This is a genomic window from Brevundimonas diminuta (assembly GCF_050310045.1).
GTDB classification, from domain to species: domain Bacteria; phylum Pseudomonadota; class Alphaproteobacteria; order Caulobacterales; family Caulobacteraceae; genus Brevundimonas; species Brevundimonas diminuta_F.
This window is the reverse complement of sequence record NZ_CP190005.1, coordinates 1,139,721-1,157,337: the sequence shown is the minus strand read 5'-3', so window position 1 is coordinate 1,157,337 and position 17,617 is coordinate 1,139,721. Positions and strand designations below refer to the sequence as shown.

Sequence of the window (17,617 nt, the reverse complement as noted above, 5' to 3'; positions counted from 1 at the left end):
GGAAAAAGGCGATGAACTCTGCTATGGATATCGCGGGGGCGAAGTCGGGGACAGAACACACCATGGACGCATGCGCGCCCGCCGCCGATACCCGTTTCGGCGGCCCTCAGGCCAATCGCAGTCACCGGGGCGGCGGCGCCATCCGCATGCACTGCCCGCACTGTGAACACCTCTCCAAAGCACGTTCCAGCGAGCCCCTGACGCCCCTGTGTCGGGAAATCCGCTACCAGTGCATGAACGTCGACGGCGACGACCCGTGTGGCCACACCTTCGTCGCCGTGATCGAGATCCGGCGCACCATCGTCCCGTCCGCCCGCCCCAACCCGCGCATCAAACTGCCGATCTCCCCGCCCCGTGCGCCGATGACGCCGCGTGGTCCGGCATCCCTGGCCGCCAACGACGATGCGCCCAGCAAACCCAGAGCTTAAACCGGTCGCTCCTCAAGCCGGCTTTGCGGCGTTTCAGTCAGGTTACAGTCGATGGCGTTGGCCACGCCTAAGAAGACAGCGGCCAACATCGCCAACACCTCCACTCTCCCGGGGGCGCTCACACAGCTGTGGAACGCCCCCAGAAGTTGGCAGTTAAGATCCAACCAAGTCTTTGATCTGCTTCAGAATGACATGGCTGTCATTGCGAGCGAGCTCTCTTAGCGCCTCGTCTCCTTCTTCTCCGACCTCAAAGGCCGCGCGCAGAAGATCTCCCACCGCCGTGCCGCGCTTATAGATTCGGGCCACTTCCCACTGATTAACCGGAAGCGGGTCCGGATAATGGCTCAAACCCTCATTGTTAAGCTTGTCGCTGATGTTGGCGACCACGTTGACGCCCAATTTCCCTGCGCCGTGGATCGAGCGCAGGTCGCCCATCTTGACCGACAGAACGCCCTCCGCATCGTCCACAGCTTGGGCCAACTCCTTGTAATTTTCCATTTATGAACCTCCTGATGGATAATATACCGCTCAACTAAACGATAAATATTTATATGTCTAGTTTTATTTTGCTTTTATTTCTCTGTTCCATGCAGTCTGGGTCGCTCTGGAGCCGAAGACCTCGAAACCCCTCGCCCTTCGCAGAGCCAGCGGCGCTGGCCCCATACAGCAACGGCCGCCGTCCCTGCGGGCGGCAGCCGGGTTGATCCGGGGGCGAGCACGGCTCGCCCGCAGTCTGGTCTGCTGGTGTTCCACCGCCCTTGGCGGCTTCGATCTCGGGATTTGTGTCGTCGGCCGACCAGGCCGACGCCTTTCATCCCTGCATTGAGCTGTCTCGCGACCAGCGAGACGCCTTCTAAAGAGATGTCAGGACGGATTCTCGCCCCTCAGGTGATTCACGTTCCTTCCAGATCGGGACGGTCGTTTTCGGCGCTGCCTAGGGCGACGTGGACGTTCAGCGTTTCAAGGTTCTCGCGCAGCCGGGCGCGTTCAGCGGCGGCCCTGGCCCTCAGGCGCTCCTCCTTGGCGCTCAGCGGCGCAGGGGCGGCCGCTGGGGCCTCTTCCTTGCGGCGACGGCGCACCAGCTTGGAAATGCCGTCCCAGGCTCTGGCGGGCAGCTTCAGGGCATAGGCGTTGGACGTCTGCTGCACCTGGGGGCCGCGCTGCCCCTTCAGCCCGCATTCGACATAGCGGCGCCGCCACGTGAGGAAGCCGTGCTCTTTCAGCTGGGCCTTCCAGGCATGGATGACCTTGCCCGGCACGTTCAGCCGCTCGGCCAGCCATGCGACGCTCGGCTCCAGTCTGCCGCGCCCGCGCACGGCGATGTTGGCCAGCAGCTGGAAAAGGTCGACGGCCCCCGCCGAGATCGTCCCGGGGGCGCCCCAGCGCTGCCCGGGTTGGCGCAGCTTCTCTCGGTAGACGCGTAGCGCCAGAACCATGGTGTTGGCCTGGTCGCGGCTGACCTTCGTCCATTCCTCGCTGCCGGCATACCGGCTTTCGCGGCGGACCTTCTGATAGGTGCGGCGGTGCTCAGGCTCTGCGGCCCGGAAGCGACGGCCGGGTTCGGCCCTGATCACGGCGCTCATGTCGGCGCGCCTTCATGCAGGACCGCGCGGAGCTCGGCGGTCTCGCGGTCCACCCGCTGCAGCAGCCGCTCGGCCTCGCGCCGCTCCGCTTCGGTCAGGTCCCGCCCTTCGGCCGCCAGGTGGCGCAGGAAACGCCACACGTCGTTTCCGGCCTCATCGACGTCGGCCGCCTCCTGGACGACGCAGGCCGTCTGGGGCTCGGCCTGCACCTGGCTGAGCAGGAACTGAGAATAGACCGGATTCTTCGCCCGGGTTTCCAGTACGTCGATGACGTCGGCGGGCATGTACACGCCCGAATTGAAGTCTCGATAGGCGTAAAGCTGGGATCGTTCGACGCGCGTAACAGGCTTGCAGCAGGCATCGACGCCGCCATTGGCGTCGATCAGCGCCCGCGCCAGCAGCACATGCTGGGTGCGGTTCATGGGCTGGATTCGCTTTCTCAGAATCCGCCTGACGAACTTGGGTTCAGGCCGCAGACATGCATTCGCTCCGGCGGTTCAGGGCCGGGCGTTGGCAAAAGGCGTCCCGATGACCGTTCGTAAGGCGGCCATGGTTGGCTTGAATGAGGGCAAGGGGGCCGCACGCGCCGCCGCTGGCGTCGTCGTTCCGCCCCGCAGAAATCCGTCCCCGGCGTCGTGCGGCGGCGGCTCGAATCAGCCGCTGGGCGGGCTCACAGGCCTCGCCGATGTGGTTGGGGCGCTCGCCAAGCCGCGTCGGATCGAGAAGGCGAAGCCTTCTGACCGCGGCCCAGCGTCAATGGCGCTAGGCCGCGCGTCGCTCGCGGTCCAGGGCCAGCTGTTTCAACAACTGGCGCACGAGCGCGATCAGGCGCGCCACCGGCGCGTGGACCAGGGGAACGCCGGAACGCCTCAGCACGGCGTCCCTGCGGGCTCAAAGGACGGCCCGCCGGTGCGGTCGGCGTTGGGGGCGCACGGCGCCGCACCGGCGGGGAACGCCGTCGCACGGAAGGAGCGTGCGACGACGACGACGGGGCCGCGCCCTGAAGCAGGCGCGGCCAAGAAGGGGGAACGCCCGGCGCCAGGCAGGGTCTGGCCGGCTGCGCCGGGCGTTCCGGCCCCGACCCGCGAGGCGGCGCGGACGAGGCGTGGGGAGGGCGCGGCGCTATTCATGCGTCACGACCGTGTTCTGCGTGATCAGGGCGCCCGGCGGCAGTTCCGCCGCCAGCTGCTCCAGCTCCTCAGGCGTCAGATTGCGGGCGGCGACGGCCACGGCGTCGGGCCGAGCGCTCAGGTCGACGCCGACGACGACCACGCCGTCGATCAGGTCCTGCGGCTCGACGCCCAGCTGCGCGGCGCGCGCCTGCAGGCAGCCGGCGCCCTTGAAACAGGCCTGCCAGCCGCAGTCGTCGCAGAAATCGGAAAAGCCCCCCGGCGTCATGGCTACGCCGCCCGCCGGATGGCGTCGTTGACGGGGCGCAACCCGCCGCCGCACACGCTGGACGCGGCGGCGGGCGCCTCTACCTTGGCTGTTTCCACACACCCCAAGGAGAGATTCGAATGTCTCAGCAGCGATTGGCCGCCGTTGAAAAAGACGTTGAAGCCGTGGCGCTTCAACAGGCCGAACTTCATGAGCGGGTCAGCGGCCTCGAGCAGGCCGTCTATCTCGCCTTGGCGATGGCGTTCGACGAAGCGCATAGCGCGCAGGAGCGGTTCGAGAACGTGGCCGCTCTGGTCAATCCTCCGAACGAAACCAACGCGACGCGGAAAGCTTTCGAGCGAATGGTCAAGTCCATCCGCCAGTATCAGAAGACCGTTCGCCTCATCGAGAATGAAGGAAGCAACTGAACTACTCATCGTCCTCGACCAAATCGAAGATCGTGTAAGTCTCGGCGGGCTTGCGGCCGTAAACGACTTCGGCCGCCAGCCAGCTTGCCCACTCTGGCAGTTCGACCCGGATCATCGCGACCTGATCTTCCGGCGCGACGCCGTGCACGGCCAGGACGGACTGCGCCTTGGTCGCCCGGCGCCGGTGACGCGCCACAGCGCTGCACCTCACATGCCAGTAGGTGAACCGGCGCCGCCGACGGGCGTCGTCTTCGGTTTCGCCCGCCCGGATCGACAGGATGTCGTGATAGCGCGCCAGAAGCGCCTGCTGGTCGCTCACGCCCGCGCCTCCGGCTGGATGACGCGGACGTCGTGGAGGTCGGGGCGGAGTTCGGCGACCGGGACGGCGCCACGGGAGAGGCGGTCCACTGCTATCGCGAGATCCGTCGGCCAGCGGTCGGCACGGCTTTCGAGCCGACTGATACGACCCTTCGACCGGAGCCCCAGCTGAATGGCTAGGTCTTCCTGGGATAGCCGCTTCGATTCACGCCACGCCTTGAGGTCCATGACGCATGGTTTCTCATATCGAAACTTTGAGTCAACCCCTCCGCTTGACGAAGTTTCTTTACGAGGCGGCGACTGTAGGCGTGACGCCGGACACAATCTCGGCGTGAGCGATCAAGAGCCGGACTGGCACCTTCAGGATTGGATGCGCTATCGCGGGAAGCGTCAGGCCGATCTCGTGAAGGATTTGGGCTGGGCGAAAGGTCGAGCCAACAAGTTTTTTCACGGCATCCATCCCTACCGACGCGACATCGTGAATGAGCTCTCGTCGTGGCTTGAAATCGCCCCGTTCGAGCTACTGATGCCGCCCGACGAGGCCATACGGCTTCGACGGCTTCGTGATGCGGCGTTGGCCATTGCAGCGTCGGAAGAAGTGATGCCGGAGCAGAACTTAAAGCCGCTAAGGGCGCCGCAGCATACTCGCGCCGCCCAGCCAGCGTAACACCCGATCCTTTCGGAAGGTCCTGGGCGCTGCGGCGGTGTGGCAATAACCCCTAAGATGCTGGGCATGCTCCCGCCACGGCGAAATCAGGCGCTCGGTTACATTGCCACTCACGTCCGCGTATTCGAACTCAAGGAACCCCTCACCTTCAGTCAGCACCGGGCCTAACTCAAAACTTTCTTCTTCATCGTCGAGCGAGGGTACGGTGACAGTGAAGGGCACCCTGACTTCAGAGCGCTGCGGCGCGGCAGATTTGAACGTCTCGGCGAAAGTCTTCACCTCGACCTTTTCAATGGCGCTTTGATGTTTCTTGAAGGACGGCCAAGCCGCCCCCGCTGCTAAAAGCACAATCAAAGGCATCACCCAGAAGAACGGCCCGAGGACAAATCCACCCACGACTGCCGCACCCAGCGCCGCGAGGGCTGTCAGACAGCCACACCCGTTTTTCACGTTGGAATCCAAATCTCACCCCCAATTCAGATGGCTGCTCTAAGGCACTCGGCTCCCGCATAACAAGGCGACGCAAAGCGGCAGTTTCCAGAAAGGAAACTTCGTGATTGACTCGTTGGTTTCGCTTTGAGAAACTCTCCCTGACGTTGAGCAGGGGGAGCAAATGCCCGCAACCGCAAGATTGCAGATCAATGGGGGTCGCCATCGGGGCGCCCTCGCCCACTTCGCCGTAAAGTCTGGCCGATCCGGCTGGACCGCTGGCCGCCTGTCCGCCCTGCGCGACCTGGCCCATTCCTTCCGCGGCGATCTGACCGAAGTCGCCGCCGCCCTCGGCCGGAACAGGGTCGACTGCGATATCGCCCTGAACGCCCTCCTCGGCCGCACCCCGGCCCAGGCGCTGCAGGCCCTCGAGGCCCGTTCATGAGCCGGGGCCTGACTATCAAGATGCTGTCGGCCAAGCTGGACGCTTTGGCGTCGCCAGAGGCCCAGGTCTTTTTCTGCGACGATCTGGGCGTGATCCACGCTATCGGCGGCGGCCTCCTCGACGTCGACAGCGACACGCAGCAGCCCGTGCTGCTCCTGTCGGCCGAACCGGTCGTGACGGAGGGGGGCTTCTGATGACCGATCATCACCACCTTCCGAACGACACGTCGTTCGACGCCAGCCCCGACGTCCTGAACGCCACGGCCCAGGGCCGCCTGCGAACCATCATCGAGCGCCTGGAGCGCCTCGAGCAGGACAAACAGGACGTCATGGGCGACATGAAGGAGGTCTTCGCCGAGGCCAAAGGCGAGGGCTACGACGTGAAAACCCTCCGCAAGGTTCTGCGCATCAGGAAGCAGGACAAGGCCAAGCGCCAGGAGGAGGAGGCGATCCTCGACCTCTACCTCTCCGCCCTGGGAGAGGTTTGATGTCCATCGTAACCAGAAGCGCCAGCGACCGCCTAGCCGACGCAGCCTTGATCCTTCTCGATGCCGCCCGCGAAGCGGCGAAGGAGTCGCCGTCATACAAGCCCGGCGAGACCAATCTCGAGGGCACGCTTTCACTCGCGACCCAGGCCCTGGTGATGGGCGATCATTGGCATCTGGCCGGTGAGCCCGGCGTAAAGGTGCCCGCAGGATTTCAGCATCGCTGGATGGGCGTGGCCCATGGCCTCGGGGTCACGATCGGCCTGGTGGACAACTCTTCGGTGCGCACCTTGGTCGTCCTGGCGGCCTCTCAGTCGATCGAGAAGGGCGTAGCGGTCGGGGTCTCGACAGTGCGAGGCGTGAAATGAACACCACCCCTTCACGCCCCGTCCTGACCGATAATCAGCAACGCCAGCTGCAGGCCCTGCGCTACGCCGGCGCCTTGTCGGCCGACAGCGCCGTCGGCCCGTTCGACGGCGCCCGCTACTTCAACAACATGGTGCTGGGCCGCCTGCAGACGCTGGGCTTGACGCGCAGCCGCATCCTGCGCTCCGGCGCACGGCGCGCGGACGGGTCGATCAACGGCTCTCAGCAGACCCTCTACTGGCTCACCGATGCAGGTCTGGAGCGGACGGCATGAGCGCACCTCAACGCAGCCCGCTCAGCTGGCCGGCGCATCGGCCGCGCACGCCCGCCTTCCGCCGCCAGACCGGAAAGTTCCGGCAGCACGGCGGGCCGATCACCGTGGCTGGGGCCATGGACCGGGTTGAGATCGAGGTTCAGCGCCTCGGCGGCATCAACGCCCTGCTGTCATCCAACCTCGATCTGCGCATTGATGGCCGTCCTCGCAGCGGCGGGGCCCGCCCTGCGGATCCCGGCGTCTGCCTCTATTTCACTCTGAAGGCCGAGCCGTTCGCCCTGGCCTGCGACACCTACACCGACCCGGCTCAGAACATCGCCGCCCTGGCCGCGCATCTCGAGGCGACCCGCGCCATCACGCGCCACGGCGTCGCCTCGGCCGCCGAGACGTTGCAGGCCTTCAGCGCCCTGCCCCCGCCGGCATCGGCGCCCGCCCGACGCGCCTGCTGGGATGTGCTGGGCCTGTCGCGGGCCGTGGTGATGGCCCTGCCGGTGACGGTGCGCGCCGCGACGGTGAACGAGGCCTTCCGCACCCTTTCCCGCGAAACCCATCCGGACGCCGGCGGCGACCCGGCCGCGCAGGCCGAACTGAACGCCGCCCGCGACCACGCCCTGAAGGAGATCAAAGCATGACGCCTTCCCACAACATCATCGGCAGCGAGGCCTTCAAGCCCCGCCCCCAGCTTCAGGTCAGCGCGCAACGTCGCCCCAAGCCGCGCCTGTCGACCATCCTGGCCTGGTACGCCGGAGCTATCCTGATCGGCGGCGGCGTGTCCCTGATCGACGTCGTCATCGGCGCTCCCGTCTGCCTGGTCGCGGTGCTGGTCATCTTCGCCGTTCTGTGGCTGCGCGCATGAAGATCGACCGACCCGCCATCGGCCGCGCCGCCCTGGTCGCGTTCGCCGCCTACGTCCTCGTCTTCATCCTGCTGAAAGGTCGCTTCTGATGGCCGGCCGCAAACGCTCCGACATCGACATCGAGATCGGTCGCCGCCTGCGCCAGGCGCGCCTGCGCCTGAGCCTGACGCAGGAAGAGGTGGGCGCGAAGATCGGCGTCACTTACCAGCAGATCCAGAAGTACGAGCGCGGCGAGACCCGCCTCACCCTGTCCACTCTCGCGCGTCTGCGCTGCGTACTGAGCATCGAAGCTGACGACCTGCTGCCGCCGCTCCGCGACGACGGCAGCGCCATCCCCGACCCGGTCGCGGCCATGGGCCAGACCATCGTCGGCGTCCACCTGGCCAACCTGTTCGGCCGGATGACGCCCGCCCACCAACAGAACCTGTTGAACGTCGCCAAGGCGATCGACAGCGCCGCCCAGGCGACGGCCTGAAGGAGTCCGCAATGACCAACCGTCTCAACAAGCGTCAGCTTGCCAAAGCCGCGACGCGCCAGAAGGTGATCGACGGTGCCCGCGCCTGCTGGAAGAAGCCCGGTTCTTATGTCGAGCGCACGGCCGGCGGCGCCGGCATCCGCGAGATCGCCAAACACATCAGGATGTCGACGGGCGCAGTTTTCGCCAACTTCGATAGCAAAGACGATCTGTGGCGCGCGGCTTTCGGCTGCGAGCCTCCGATCGACAGCGTCATGACCCGCGCCGCGCCCGCCCTGTTCGAAGCCCTGCAGGACTTGGTCGACGCGGTTTCGGTCAAGCCCGAGGAGCACCGCCCCTACCCCGCCTTGGTCGCCGCAGACCTGCTGGATCGGTTGAAGGAGCAGCTGCTCGATGAACAGGCGGAGCGCGAAAACGCCGAAGCTGCTCCCGCCCTTACGACCGCCGCCCCCGGGGCCGTCGAGCTCGCTGCAGCATGATAGGTTTCAACCCCACCCCGGGCCACCACGAGCGCCTGATCATTTGGGCGACGTGGTTCCGCAACGCCGGCTGGTCCGCGCGCACGATCGCCGGGTTGTTCAACGTCGAAGTCGGCCTCCTGATTGAGGCGGGGCTGCAGCCGTGACGGCCTTCCTGATCGCCCTGGCCTTCGCGGTCGTTCTGATCCGCACGCGAGCGCGCTCATGAAACGGATCTCTGAGACCTCGCACCAAGTGCGCGCCGGTTGCCGAGCCTGCCACGGAGACCAGCCGCACTGGCTCGGCCGGAATGCTCTGGCCATGGCCGCCCAGCACCACGACCGGACCGGTCATCAGACCTGGTGCGAGCAGGAGCTCCGCACGGTCTACGGCGCGGCCGGGCCGGCCCATCCCGACCTGTTCCAGGAAGCGACGGCATGATCATCGACCTGCGCCGCGCCATCATGAACCGCGCCTGTGCGGCTCTGGAAGACGCCCGGGCGGCGGCGATCGCCGAGGCCTTCGACCTCCAGCCGGGCGCCGCGTGGATTCTGGCGCGCATGGAGGAAGAGCCCGCTGCGCTCTCCCGCTCGGCCATCCGGCGCTATCGGCCGCGCAGCGACCTGGCGGTTCTTCGCCGCCTCCCGGCGATCGGCCCGCTGATCGAGGAGATCGCTCAAGCCCTTGGCGCCGACGCCCTTCTCACCGAGCCGGGCGGCTACCGTCTCACGCCGCTCGGCCGCATCCGCATTCGCAAAGCCCTCAAGGAGCCAGTGCTGTGACCGCCGCCCTGTTCCCGCCCGGCCATCCCCGCCACATCCCCGAAGCCTGGCCCGCCCTGCTCAGTCGAGACCAGCTCCGCGCCTATGTCGGCGGCATGAGCGACGAAACCCTGTCGAAAGTCTGCCCGGTCGCACCGGTGGAGCTCGGCGCCAACCTGTTGCGCTATCCACGCGACCAGGTCGACCGCTGGGTCGCCGGACTTCAGCCGCGTCCCGGCGGATTGCGCAAATCGCCGCCTGAGCCCAAGATCGAACCGACCCCGCCGGATGACCCGGTCGGAGCCGGTGATCATGCCGCCCGCGCGCTCGAGCGCATCAGGGCGCGCGCCAAAGGGAGCCGCCGTTGTCGGACGATGGACTGATCAAGGTCAGATACGTCCAGCGCCAGAAGGCGGCGGATGGCGGCGATCTCCTGTACTTCCGCAAGGGCGGATACCGAGAAGGACCGCTGAAGTCGCCTTTCGGAACGACGGCGCTCCGAGACGAAGTGCAGCTTATTCTGGACCGGATTGCCAAGATTGAGCTGGCCAACTCGACGCCCCGTCCCGGCACGGTCGGCGGCATGCTCAAGGCCTACAGAAAATCCAGCGAGTTCCTGACCCTCGCCCAGATCACTCGCTCCGGTTACGAAGACTACATCGAGGAGCAGATCGCGGACATCGGCGACGTCCTCCTGAGCGAGGTCACTCGGTCCTGGATCATCGGCCTGCGCGATGCCTGGGCGTTGCGCGGCCACAACGCCGCCAACAAGCGGATGCAGGTGCTGAAGAACGCCCTGGCGCCTGCCATCCTGGACGAGAAGGACGGCCGCATCGCCGGCGATCCTTTCCACAAGGTGGCCAAGGTCAAACGGCCCCACGAGGCCGGCGAGGCAAATCCCGCCTGGCACGATCACGAAGTCACAGCGGCGATCGAGGACGCGATCGCGCGCAACACTCCGGGCTTGGCCCGCGCCATCGCCTTGGGACGCTATGGCGGTTTCCGGCGCGGCACGATCTGCAACCTGCCGCTTCACGCCCGCCTCAAAGGTCATGACGATCACGGCGAGGTCGAGCGTCGCCTCTACTGGATGACCGAAAAGCGGATCGTCCTGTCCGACAAACGTGAGGATCACCGGCTGACGGAGCTCCTCGCCCGCACGCCCAGCCGCGCTCTCACGATCGCCTACAACGCCAAGGGCATGAAGTGGAAAGAGCGTCAGCTCAATCAGGCCATCGAGCGCCTACTCGACCGCCTCGCCCAGGCCGGAAAAGTGCGCGCTGCCACCGATGACGACGGCAACATCTACTGCCCCCTGACCATCCACGGCCTGCGCCACGCGCGCGGCGTCGAGCTGGCCCTGGCCGGCGCCTCCGACAGCGAGATCATGTCCCAACTGGAGCAGGCCTCCGAGGCCGCAGCGAAGATCTACCGCCGCCAGGCCGAACGCAGACGAATGGCTGACTCTGCCCAGGACAAGATCGACAACGTCATCAAGCTTCGCACGCGCAAAAGCGCCAAGAACGCGGGGTGAACGCGAAGTGTATATAGCGCTGTATATGTGCTGTATATGCCTTCGCCGGTTTCAGCGGTTCCACCCGCTAACCCTTTGAAAAGCGAATGGTACGCCCCCCCGGGCTCGAACCGGGGACCCTCTGATTAAAAGTCAGATGCTCTAACCAACTGAGCTAGGGGCGCACATCGCGTCTGCGAAGAGGCGCGGAACATACGGATGGGTTCCGCGACGGGCAAGAGGAAATTTCACTAAATTTTCCGACGTTAAAACAAGACTCTCGCCGCCCGGAAATGCCCCTCAAAAGCGTCTGGCTGATGTCGATTCATTCCGGGTTCACATCGATCAGTTAAATGGGAACCGGCGTGTCTTCCCGGCGTTTCCAGCCCTCAAGAGGGGCCAAATCATGAACCGACCCATGTTGAATCGTATTCTGCTCGGCGCCGCACTGTGCGCCACCGGCTTTCTGTCCGCCTGTGAACAGCCCTATCGCGAACCGGAACCGGTGGAGGCCCCCGCGCCTGCGGAGGCGGCGGCCGCCGAAGACGCCGCTGCGCCCGTCGTCGCAGAGACGCCCGCCGCACCTGTTCCTGTCACGCCGGTAGAAGCCCTTCCGCCTGATCATCGTTCATCGGAACAGACAGTCCAGCCTGAAAGCGATACGCTGTTTTACTGATTCCTCTGGCGAACGGGACTAAGCGCCCGAGATCGTCTCGCAACCAGGGTCCGGATTTGACGTCGAGGCTTCCCCTCCTTCTTGCCGGCGCAGCCTTATGCGCTCTCGCAAGCCAGGCCGTCGCAGAACCTCGCGCGCAGATTCGCGGTGATGTAGACGGTGATCTGAAGCGTCAGCTCCAGCAGGCGATCGGTGACGTGGACGGCGCGCCGTCCAGTCGCTTCGAGGCCCGTCGCCGCGCCCATGCGGCGCTGACCTCCGCCCAGGCCCTGTTACGGTCCGAAGGTTATTATCAGGCCGAGGTCGAGGAACTTGTCGAGGGCGATGACAAGCCTGTCGCCGCTATTCAGGTCACGCCCGGCCGCCGCTTCCTGCTGGGCAAGACCTCGGTCGACTGGAGCGCGCCCGCGCCGGACGCTGAGACGGGAGCCGCGGTCATCGAGGACATCCGCCTGGAACCGGGCGAACCCGGCCGCGCCGCCAATATACTGGAGGCTGAAGGACGGATCATCGCTGATCTCACCCGTCGCGGCTATGCGGACGCCACGGCCCTGCCCCGCCGCGTCGTCGTCGATCACGCCACATATCTGGTCGAGCCGGGCTTCAACATCGCCTCAGGCGAACTGGTTCGCCTGAACGGCATACAGTTGCGAACGCGCGGTCCCAGCAAGGAGAGCTGGGTCGAGGGACTGGTCCCCTGGAAGGAAGGCGACCGCTATGATCCCGAGGACGTCGCCGAGCTGGAGCGGCGGCTTCAGGATACCGGCGTCTACGATTCGGTCAGCGTCTCCCTGTCGCGGCTGGATGATACGCGCCCGGACGGGCTGCGCCCGGTCGTCGTCAGCCTGGCCGACCGTCCGGTCAGCCTGCTGGAAGCGGGCGCCACCTATTCGACCTATGAGGGCATCGGCGTCGACGTCTTCCGCACGCGCTACAACCGGTTCGGTCGCGCCGACACCTTGCGTTACGGCGCGCGGATCGCCAGCATCGACAGCCGCATCGGCGGCGAGTGGTCCCAGCCGCACTGGCGCAAGCCGGGCCGCACGCTGAAGCTGTCGTCCTATATCGTCAACGAACAGACCGACGCCTATGACCGCAACGCCCTGACGCTGGCGGCGGACCTGTCCCAACGGCTGGGTAAGACATCCTGGTTCAGCTATGGCGTCGGCGTCGATGCGGGTCGCTATAAAGAGCACCGCTTTGATCCGGTCAGCCAGGCGCCGATCACCTTCGACCGCGATCTGGCCATCGTCACCCTGCGCGGCAGCGCCTTCATGGATCGCACCAACGATCCGCTGAACCCGACGCACGGTTATCGACTGTCCCTGTCGAGCCAGCCGACGGCGGTGACGGGGCAGGACACTGTGCTGTTCCTGCGCAACGAGGGCATGGCCACGACCTATCGGCCCGTCGGCGCAGACGCCAAGACGGTGCTGGCCGGTCGGGTGCGCATCGGATCCATCATCGGCGGCGAGGAACTGACCGTGCCGTCGGATCGCCTGTTCTATTCCGGCGGCGGCGGCTCGGTGCGGGGTTATTCCTATCAGAGCATCAACCCGCGTCTGCCCAACAACCGCCCACGCGGCGGCCTGTCGCTGTTCGAGTCGTCTTTTGAAGTGCGGCGCGACATCGGCGAGAAATTCCAGGCCGTGGCTTTTGTCGACGGCGGCGCCGTGGGCTTTCAGGCAACGCCGAACCTGAACAACATGCGCTATGGGGCGGGCGTCGGCGTCCGCTACAAACTGCCGTTTGGCCCCGTGCGCGCCGACATCGCCTTCCCGCTGAACAAGCGTGAGGGCGACTCTGAATTCCAACTCTACCTCAGCATCGGCCAGGCGTTTTGACCGACACACCTCCGCCTCACGAAACGGGCGCAGACGCCGCCGAAACGCCCGCAAAGAAGGCGAAGCGCAAACGCACGCGCCTGCAATTGGCCGCCTTCATCGGCGCAATGATCATCGCGGGCCTGTTGGTGCTGACCATCGTGCTGGCAGTCGGCGGACGGATGTATCTGCTGTCCGATTCCGGGCGCAATCTTGTCACCAGCTTTGTCGCCGGCAAGCAGATCAGCCGCTATGGCCGCATCAACGTCGAGGGACTTCAGGGCGACCTGTTCAGCGATTTTCGCCTGAAGCGCGTCACTGTGACCGACGAAAAGGGCGTCTGGCTGGAAGCCAGCGACATCCATGTCGACTGGTCCTATTGGCCGCTGCTCGCCCGTCGCTTCCACGCCAAGGACATCAGCGCGGGCCAGATCCGCGTCCTGCGCCGTCCGGAGCTTGAGCCGCCCAGCGAACCTGGCGGGCCGCAGCCGATCGACATCAATATAGATCGCTTCAGCGCCAATATCGAGTTGATGGAGGATTTCTCCAAGGAATACGGCCGCTGGAGCCTCAACGGCGACGCCGCCATTCCGCGCAAGGGCGTGAAGAAGGCCAACGTCGACGCCAAGAGCCTGAACCGTCAGGGCGACTTCCTGCGTCTGGCCGCCGCCTTCGGCGACAAGCCCGGCGACCTGCGTGTCAATCTGCGCGCCAATGAAGCCCAGGGCGGCCCCATCGCCGGTGCGCTGGGCTATTCGCCGAACCAACCCTTCTCAGCCGTCGCCGTGGTCAATGGCGAGGTCATTGATGTGACGGTCCAGACCGGCCAGTTCCGTCCCCTGCTGGTCAAGGGGACCTATGGCGACAAGGGCGCCAAGGTGTCAGGCTATGCCGACTTCTCGGGATCGGACCTGCTGGAGCCCTTCATCGACCGCATCGGCCGTACGGCCCGATTCGGGTTCGCCATGACGCCGGACGCAAAGCGTGAAGACTATCAGGGCGTGGCCTGGCGCCTGTATGCTGACAACATCGAATCCAGCGCGCGTGGCCTGATCCGCACCACGGACAACACCGCGCCCGAAGGCGTCAGCCTGGAGGTGAAGACCCCGTCCCTCAGTCGTCTGGTGGGCAGCCCCGTCGCCGGTCCCGCCGCCTATACGGGCGTGTTCAGGGGCGACGCCAATGTCTGGACCCTGCAGGGGTCGGCCAGCCTGCAACAGGCCGACATCGCCTCCTATCGCGCGACGCGCATTTCCGGCCCGGTGAATATCGCCGCCAACAAGGGCCGCATCGATGTGACCACGGACGTTCAGGCGGCCGGAGGCTCGTCTGCGGGCATCATCGGCGGCCTGCTGGGCGCCGCGCCGCGCATCCAGTTGGAAGGCACACGCATGGCCGACGGCGCCATGCTGCTGAAGAAGATCGACGCGCGCGGACAGGGGCTGACTTTGACCGGATCGGGCGGACGCACGTTGAATGGCGGGCTGAACTTCAACGGCCGCGCCGACCTGACGGATCTGGGCCGCATCCAGCCCGGCGCACGCGGCGCCTTCGGCGGGCCGATCCGCGCCGGATCAGCGAAGACGGGCGCGCCCTGGACCCTCAGCTTCGACGGTCGCGGCTCACGCATGGCCATCGGCATGGAAGAGTTGGACCGCCTGCTCGGCGCGACGCCGCGCCTGCAACTGGCCGGGTCGCTCAACAACAACGTCATCTCCATCGATCGCGGCGAGCTGACCGGCGCAGCAGGGCGCGCGGGCGCCAAGGGCCTGATCGAAGGCGCCAAGCTGCGGCTGGCCCTGAACTGGAACGCCCATGGTCCGTTCGGCGTCGGCCCGGTCGCCATCGACGGCGCCATGTCGGGCGACGGCGCCCTGACCGGCACGCTGGCTCAACCGCGCGCCGACCTGCGCGCCGCCTTCGACAAGGTTGAGGCGGCCGGCCTGATCCTGACCAAGGCCGATCTGATCCTCAGCTTCCGCAAGGGCGCCGACGCCTCTGACGGGCGCGTGGTGCTGAACTCCGGCTCCAACTATGGACCGGCGCGCGCCTCGGGGAACTTCTTCCTGGGCGGACCGCGTCTGCGCCTGTCGGACGTGGACGTGAACGCGGGCGGCATCACGGCGCAGGGCGACGTCGCCTTGTCGAACAACTTCCCCTCCAGCGCCGACCTGACCTTCACCGCGCGCCAGGGCGCCTTTCTGGCGACGGGCGAGGCCAACGGCCGTGTGCGCCTGACCGAGGGCGCGGGCGATCAGACCGCTGTGCTGGACGTCACCGGCCGCAACATACGCATGGCGGGCCAGGACTGGACCCTTCGCAACCTGTCGCTGAAAGGTCAGGGCACGCTGGACCGCCTGCCCTTCACTCTGGCCGCCGATGTGGGCGGCGAAAACCCGGTGCAGTTCAACGGCTCGGGCGAGTACGCGCGTCAGGATCAGGCGCACAGCCTGACCCTGCGCGGCGGCGGTCGTGTGCGCGACATCCGCTTCAACACCCGCGCGCCCGCCGTCTTCGCGCTCAACGGCGACGGCCGAGTGGCTCGCGTGGATCTGGGCGTCGGCGGCGGCTTCCTGACCGGCGAACTGAAACAGGACAGCAAGGGCAGCGCCATTCAGGCCGACCTGAACAATGTCGAAATGGGCTCCCTCGTCCCTGACCTGCGCGGTCAGGTGACCGGCCGCCTGTCTCTGCAGGGTCAGGGCGACAACCTGAGCGGAACGGCCAATGTCGATCTGAGGCAGCTTCGCAGCCTCGACGCGCCCAGCGGCCTGGCCGTAGACGGCGCGCTGAACGCCGATCTCAGCGGCGACACCCTGCGTCTGCGCGCGCAGGCCCGCAACGGCGCGACGGTTCAGGCCTCGGCCGATGTCACCCTGCCGGTCGAGACTTCGGCGGCGCCCTTGCGTCTGGCCATCGCGCGCACCCGCGATCTGTCGGGTCAGGTATCCATCCGTGGTCAGGTTCAGCCGATCTGGGACCTGTTCCTGGGCGGCGCACAGTCGCTGTCAGGTCAGGTGAACGGTCAGGCCACCCTCGCCGGCACCCTGAACGCACCGCGCCTGAACGGACGGCTGGACCTGAACGAAGGAGCCTTCCGCGACAGCATCACCGGGCTGCGCCTCGAAAACGTGACCCTGGCCAGCCGCTTCAACGACAGTCAGGCCGTCATCGAACGCTTCCAGGCCACCGACGGCCAGAAGGGCGAGGTGTCGGGCAGCGGCGATCTGGGTCTGCGTGAAGGTTCGCCTTCGACCCTACGTCTGGAACTGGCGCGCTTCCGCGTCATCGACAACGACATGGCCAAGGCTCGCGCCAACGGCCGCCTGACCGCCGTGCGCGGCGCCGACGGCAACATCCAGCTGACCGGCGACATCAACATCGACGAAGCCCAGATCTCGCCCGACATGCCCGGCTCGACCGGCATCGTGAAAATGGATGTGGTCGAGATCAACCGCCCCGGCGGCGACACGGTCGAGGTCGAGAAGAAGGCCAAGGGCGGCCCGCAGATCGGCCTGAACATCAATCTGACCGGCCGCGAAATCTATCTGCGCGGGCGAGGTTTGAACGTCGAACTGCGCGCTGACGCCCGTGTGCGCGGCACCATCGCCCAGCCGGACCTGAGCGGCACGGCAAATGTGGTGCGCGGCGACTATGAGTTCTCTGGCAAACGCTTCGTCTTTGACGACCGCGGCTCGGTCACCCTGTCGACCGATCCGGCGCGCATCCGCCTGAACCTGGAGGCCGTGCGCGAGGACCCTGCCCTGACCGCCATCATCAAGGTCACCGGCACAGCCGTCGCGCCCAAGATCGAACTGACGTCCAAACCCGAACTGCCGCAGGATGAAATCCTGTCGCGGGTGCTGTTCGGTCGCTCGGCGGCTCAACTGTCTCCGTTCGAGGCGGCGCAACTGGCCTCGGCCGTGGCGTCCCTGGCGGGCGGCGGCGGTTTTGACGTGGTCGGCAACCTGCGTGAGCTGGCCGGGCTGGACCGACTATCCTTCAGCGGCGAGGCGTCCAGCCTGACCGTCGCCGGCGGCCGCTACATCACCGACGACATCTATCTTGAGGTCATCGGGGGCGCCGAGCGCAGCGCGGCGGTCAAGGTCGAGTGGCAGGTCCGACGCAACCTGGCCGTCACCTCCCAGTTCGGCGGCGAAGGCGACACCGCCCTGTCCGTCCGCTGGCGCCGTGAAGGCCCCCGCCCCGGCGGCGACCGTCGCGACCGCCGTCCCAACGCCTCAGCACGACGCTAG

The 17,617-nt window shown here is 66.4% G+C and carries 26 protein-coding genes and 1 tRNA gene; 19 read left to right on the top strand and 8 right to left on the bottom strand.

What is annotated here, in order from left to right; all coding sequences use genetic code 11:
* Nucleotides 1-11 precede the first annotated feature (11 nt).
* Nucleotides 12-428 carry an ogr/Delta-like zinc finger family protein gene (locus ACORJG_RS05480; RefSeq protein WP_427792239.1) on the top strand — a complete coding sequence of 139 codons (417 nt, stop codon included), beginning with the start codon at nucleotides 12-14 and terminating at the stop codon, nucleotides 426-428.
* A 153-nt stretch (nucleotides 429-581) separates the two neighbouring features.
* Here ACORJG_RS05480 and ACORJG_RS05475 read toward each other — a convergent pair whose 3' ends face one another.
* The 4 genes from ACORJG_RS05475 to ACORJG_RS05460 all read right to left on the bottom strand — a co-directional run bounded on the left by ACORJG_RS05475 (nucleotide 582) and on the right by ACORJG_RS05460 (nucleotide 3,409).
* Nucleotides 582-926 carry a hypothetical protein gene (locus ACORJG_RS05475; protein WP_427792237.1) on the bottom strand — a complete coding sequence of 115 codons (345 nt, stop codon included), beginning with the start codon at nucleotides 924-926 and terminating at the stop codon, nucleotides 582-584.
* A gap of 395 nt (nucleotides 927-1,321) precedes the next feature.
* The gene (locus ACORJG_RS05470) at nucleotides 1,322-2,011 is read right to left on the bottom strand and encodes a hypothetical protein (protein WP_427792236.1); all 690 of its coding nucleotides are present in this window, start codon (nucleotides 2,009-2,011) and stop codon (nucleotides 1,322-1,324) included.
* Entirely contained in the window at nucleotides 2,008-2,433 is a 426-nt protein-coding gene (locus ACORJG_RS05465) for a hypothetical protein (RefSeq protein ID WP_427792234.1), read from the bottom strand. Before ACORJG_RS05465 ends, ACORJG_RS05470 begins: the two co-directional genes overlap by 4 nt.
* A gap of 700 nt (nucleotides 2,434-3,133) precedes the next feature.
* Nucleotides 3,134-3,409, bottom strand: coding sequence for a hypothetical protein (locus tag ACORJG_RS05460; protein WP_427792232.1), 276 nt, complete (start codon nucleotides 3,407-3,409; stop codon nucleotides 3,134-3,136).
* 134 nt (nucleotides 3,410-3,543) lie between these two features.
* On the opposite strand from ACORJG_RS05460, the gene ACORJG_RS05455 reads away from it, so the two are divergent.
* The gene (locus tag ACORJG_RS05455) at nucleotides 3,544-3,816 is read left to right on the top strand and encodes a hypothetical protein (protein WP_427792230.1); all 273 of its coding nucleotides are present in this window, start codon (nucleotides 3,544-3,546) and stop codon (nucleotides 3,814-3,816) included.
* 1 nt (nucleotide 3,817) lies between these two features.
* On the opposite strand, the gene ACORJG_RS05450 is transcribed toward ACORJG_RS05455, so the two are convergent.
* Together ACORJG_RS05450 and ACORJG_RS05445 are read right to left on the bottom strand one after the other, a co-directional pair.
* The gene (locus tag ACORJG_RS05450) at nucleotides 3,818-4,135 is read right to left on the bottom strand and encodes a hypothetical protein (RefSeq protein ID WP_427792229.1); all 318 of its coding nucleotides are present in this window, start codon (nucleotides 4,133-4,135) and stop codon (nucleotides 3,818-3,820) included.
* On the bottom strand, nucleotides 4,132-4,362 hold the full coding sequence (locus ACORJG_RS05445; protein ID WP_427792227.1) for a hypothetical protein: 231 nt from the start codon (nucleotides 4,360-4,362) through the stop codon (nucleotides 4,132-4,134). The genes ACORJG_RS05450 and ACORJG_RS05445 overlap by 4 nt, the downstream gene beginning before the upstream one ends.
* Nucleotides 4,363-4,465: 103 nt before the next feature.
* Between ACORJG_RS05445 and ACORJG_RS05440 the strand changes: the two genes are divergently transcribed.
* On the top strand, nucleotides 4,466-4,801 hold the full coding sequence (locus ACORJG_RS05440; protein ID WP_427792225.1) for a hypothetical protein: 336 nt from the start codon (nucleotides 4,466-4,468) through the stop codon (nucleotides 4,799-4,801).
* On the opposite strand, the gene ACORJG_RS05435 is transcribed toward ACORJG_RS05440, so the two are convergent.
* On the bottom strand, nucleotides 4,760-5,263 hold the full coding sequence (locus ACORJG_RS05435) for a hypothetical protein (RefSeq protein ID WP_427792223.1): 504 nt from the start codon (nucleotides 5,261-5,263) through the stop codon (nucleotides 4,760-4,762). The genes ACORJG_RS05440 and ACORJG_RS05435 overlap by 42 nt on opposite strands.
* Nucleotides 5,264-5,414: 151 nt before the next feature.
* Between ACORJG_RS05435 and ACORJG_RS05430 the strand changes: the two genes are divergently transcribed.
* The 13 genes from ACORJG_RS05430 (at nucleotide 5,415) to ACORJG_RS05370 (ending at nucleotide 10,883) form a co-directional block, all read left to right on the top strand.
* The gene (locus ACORJG_RS05430; protein WP_427792222.1) at nucleotides 5,415-5,675 is read left to right on the top strand and encodes a hypothetical protein; all 261 of its coding nucleotides are present in this window, start codon (nucleotides 5,415-5,417) and stop codon (nucleotides 5,673-5,675) included.
* Nucleotides 5,672-5,869, top strand: coding sequence for a hypothetical protein (locus ACORJG_RS05425; RefSeq protein ID WP_427792221.1), 198 nt, complete (start codon nucleotides 5,672-5,674; stop codon nucleotides 5,867-5,869). The genes ACORJG_RS05430 and ACORJG_RS05425 overlap by 4 nt, the downstream gene beginning before the upstream one ends.
* Nucleotides 5,869-6,162 (top strand): DUF2312 domain-containing protein, encoded by a 294-nt coding sequence (locus ACORJG_RS05420; protein WP_427792219.1) that lies wholly within the window; start codon nucleotides 5,869-5,871, stop codon nucleotides 6,160-6,162. The genes ACORJG_RS05425 and ACORJG_RS05420 overlap by 1 nt, the downstream gene beginning before the upstream one ends.
* Nucleotides 6,162-6,527, top strand: a complete 366-nt coding sequence (locus tag ACORJG_RS05415; protein WP_427792217.1) for a hypothetical protein — start codon at nucleotides 6,162-6,164, stop codon at nucleotides 6,525-6,527. The genes ACORJG_RS05420 and ACORJG_RS05415 overlap by 1 nt, the downstream gene beginning before the upstream one ends.
* On the top strand, nucleotides 6,524-6,799 hold the full coding sequence (locus ACORJG_RS05410) for a hypothetical protein (protein ID WP_427792216.1): 276 nt from the start codon (nucleotides 6,524-6,526) through the stop codon (nucleotides 6,797-6,799). Before ACORJG_RS05415 ends, ACORJG_RS05410 begins: the two co-directional genes overlap by 4 nt.
* Complete coding sequence (locus ACORJG_RS05405; protein ID WP_427792214.1) at nucleotides 6,796-7,431, top strand: hypothetical protein; 636 nt, start codon at nucleotides 6,796-6,798, stop codon at nucleotides 7,429-7,431. Before ACORJG_RS05410 ends, ACORJG_RS05405 begins: the two co-directional genes overlap by 4 nt.
* Nucleotides 7,428-7,655 (top strand): hypothetical protein, encoded by a 228-nt coding sequence (locus ACORJG_RS05400; protein WP_368933618.1) that lies wholly within the window; start codon nucleotides 7,428-7,430, stop codon nucleotides 7,653-7,655. The genes ACORJG_RS05405 and ACORJG_RS05400 overlap by 4 nt, the downstream gene beginning before the upstream one ends.
* A gap of 88 nt (nucleotides 7,656-7,743) precedes the next feature.
* Entirely contained in the window at nucleotides 7,744-8,130 is a 387-nt protein-coding gene (locus tag ACORJG_RS05395) for a helix-turn-helix transcriptional regulator (RefSeq protein ID WP_427792212.1), read from the top strand.
* Nucleotides 8,131-8,141: 11 nt separating this feature from the next.
* Nucleotides 8,142-8,609, top strand: a complete 468-nt coding sequence (locus tag ACORJG_RS05390; RefSeq protein WP_427792211.1) for a TetR/AcrR family transcriptional regulator — start codon at nucleotides 8,142-8,144, stop codon at nucleotides 8,607-8,609.
* Nucleotides 8,606-8,755, top strand: a complete 150-nt coding sequence (locus ACORJG_RS05385; RefSeq protein WP_368933621.1) for a hypothetical protein — start codon at nucleotides 8,606-8,608, stop codon at nucleotides 8,753-8,755. Before ACORJG_RS05390 ends, ACORJG_RS05385 begins: the two co-directional genes overlap by 4 nt.
* Before the next feature lie 270 nt (nucleotides 8,756-9,025).
* The gene (locus ACORJG_RS05380) at nucleotides 9,026-9,370 is read left to right on the top strand and encodes a hypothetical protein (protein ID WP_303713433.1); all 345 of its coding nucleotides are present in this window, start codon (nucleotides 9,026-9,028) and stop codon (nucleotides 9,368-9,370) included.
* Complete coding sequence (locus tag ACORJG_RS05375; RefSeq protein WP_427792208.1) at nucleotides 9,367-9,732, top strand: hypothetical protein; 366 nt, start codon at nucleotides 9,367-9,369, stop codon at nucleotides 9,730-9,732. The genes ACORJG_RS05380 and ACORJG_RS05375 overlap by 4 nt, the downstream gene beginning before the upstream one ends.
* Entirely contained in the window at nucleotides 9,714-10,883 is a 1,170-nt protein-coding gene (locus tag ACORJG_RS05370) for a site-specific integrase (RefSeq protein ID WP_427792206.1), read from the top strand. The genes ACORJG_RS05375 and ACORJG_RS05370 overlap by 19 nt, the downstream gene beginning before the upstream one ends.
* Nucleotides 10,884-10,970: 87 nt before the next feature.
* On the opposite strand, the gene ACORJG_RS05365 is transcribed toward ACORJG_RS05370, so the two are convergent.
* A tRNA-Lys gene (locus ACORJG_RS05365) sits at nucleotides 10,971-11,047 on the bottom strand.
* A gap of 233 nt (nucleotides 11,048-11,280) precedes the next feature.
* On the opposite strand from ACORJG_RS05365, the gene ACORJG_RS05360 reads away from it, so the two are divergent.
* Genes ACORJG_RS05360 through ACORJG_RS05350 form a run of 3 tightly spaced genes read left to right on the top strand, consistent with a single transcriptional unit; the run spans nucleotide 11,281 to nucleotide 17,617 of the window.
* Nucleotides 11,281-11,538, top strand: a complete 258-nt coding sequence (locus tag ACORJG_RS05360; protein WP_427792204.1) for a hypothetical protein — start codon at nucleotides 11,281-11,283, stop codon at nucleotides 11,536-11,538.
* A 56-nt stretch (nucleotides 11,539-11,594) separates the two neighbouring features.
* Nucleotides 11,595-13,382 (top strand): autotransporter assembly complex protein TamA, encoded by a 1,788-nt coding sequence (locus ACORJG_RS05355; RefSeq protein ID WP_427792203.1) that lies wholly within the window; start codon nucleotides 11,595-11,597, stop codon nucleotides 13,380-13,382.
* Complete coding sequence (locus ACORJG_RS05350; protein WP_427792200.1) at nucleotides 13,379-17,617, top strand: translocation/assembly module TamB domain-containing protein; 4,239 nt, start codon at nucleotides 13,379-13,381, stop codon at nucleotides 17,615-17,617. Before ACORJG_RS05355 ends, ACORJG_RS05350 begins: the two co-directional genes overlap by 4 nt.

What these genes read in the sequence shown, in the direction of transcription:
- ACORJG_RS05385 (WP_368933621.1), top strand. Translation starts at nt 8,606, where the DNA reads ATGATAGGTTTCAACCCCACCCCGGGCCACCACGAGCGCCTGATCATT.
- ACORJG_RS05390 (WP_427792211.1), top strand. Translation starts at nt 8,142, where the DNA reads ATGACCAACCGTCTCAACAAGCGTCAGCTTGCCAAAGCCGCGACGCGC.
- ACORJG_RS05465 (WP_427792234.1), bottom strand. Translation starts at nt 2,433, where the DNA reads ATGAACCGCACCCAGCATGTGCTGCTGGCGCGGGCGCTGATCGACGCC.
- ACORJG_RS05475 (WP_427792237.1), bottom strand. Translation starts at nt 926, where the DNA reads ATGGAAAATTACAAGGAGTTGGCCCAAGCTGTGGACGATGCGGAGGGC.
- ACORJG_RS05410 (WP_427792216.1), top strand. Translation starts at nt 6,524, where the DNA reads ATGAACACCACCCCTTCACGCCCCGTCCTGACCGATAATCAGCAACGC.
- ACORJG_RS05445 (WP_427792227.1), bottom strand. Translation starts at nt 4,362, where the DNA reads ATGGACCTCAAGGCGTGGCGTGAATCGAAGCGGCTATCCCAGGAAGAC.
- ACORJG_RS05420 (WP_427792219.1), top strand. Translation starts at nt 5,869, where the DNA reads ATGACCGATCATCACCACCTTCCGAACGACACGTCGTTCGACGCCAGC.
- ACORJG_RS05380 (WP_303713433.1), top strand. Translation starts at nt 9,026, where the DNA reads ATGATCATCGACCTGCGCCGCGCCATCATGAACCGCGCCTGTGCGGCT.
- ACORJG_RS05360 (WP_427792204.1), top strand. Translation starts at nt 11,281, where the DNA reads ATGTTGAATCGTATTCTGCTCGGCGCCGCACTGTGCGCCACCGGCTTT.
- ACORJG_RS05405 (WP_427792214.1), top strand. Translation starts at nt 6,796, where the DNA reads ATGAGCGCACCTCAACGCAGCCCGCTCAGCTGGCCGGCGCATCGGCCG.
- ACORJG_RS05470 (WP_427792236.1), bottom strand. Translation starts at nt 2,011, where the DNA reads ATGAGCGCCGTGATCAGGGCCGAACCCGGCCGTCGCTTCCGGGCCGCA.
- ACORJG_RS05425 (WP_427792221.1), top strand. Translation starts at nt 5,672, where the DNA reads ATGAGCCGGGGCCTGACTATCAAGATGCTGTCGGCCAAGCTGGACGCT.
- ACORJG_RS05480 (WP_427792239.1), top strand. Translation starts at nt 12, where the DNA reads ATGAACTCTGCTATGGATATCGCGGGGGCGAAGTCGGGGACAGAACAC.
- ACORJG_RS05430 (WP_427792222.1), top strand. Translation starts at nt 5,415, where the DNA reads ATGCCCGCAACCGCAAGATTGCAGATCAATGGGGGTCGCCATCGGGGC.
- ACORJG_RS05395 (WP_427792212.1), top strand. Translation starts at nt 7,744, where the DNA reads ATGGCCGGCCGCAAACGCTCCGACATCGACATCGAGATCGGTCGCCGC.
- ACORJG_RS05400 (WP_368933618.1), top strand. Translation starts at nt 7,428, where the DNA reads ATGACGCCTTCCCACAACATCATCGGCAGCGAGGCCTTCAAGCCCCGC.
- ACORJG_RS05460 (WP_427792232.1), bottom strand. Translation starts at nt 3,409, where the DNA reads ATGACGCCGGGGGGCTTTTCCGATTTCTGCGACGACTGCGGCTGGCAG.
- ACORJG_RS05415 (WP_427792217.1), top strand. Translation starts at nt 6,162, where the DNA reads ATGTCCATCGTAACCAGAAGCGCCAGCGACCGCCTAGCCGACGCAGCC.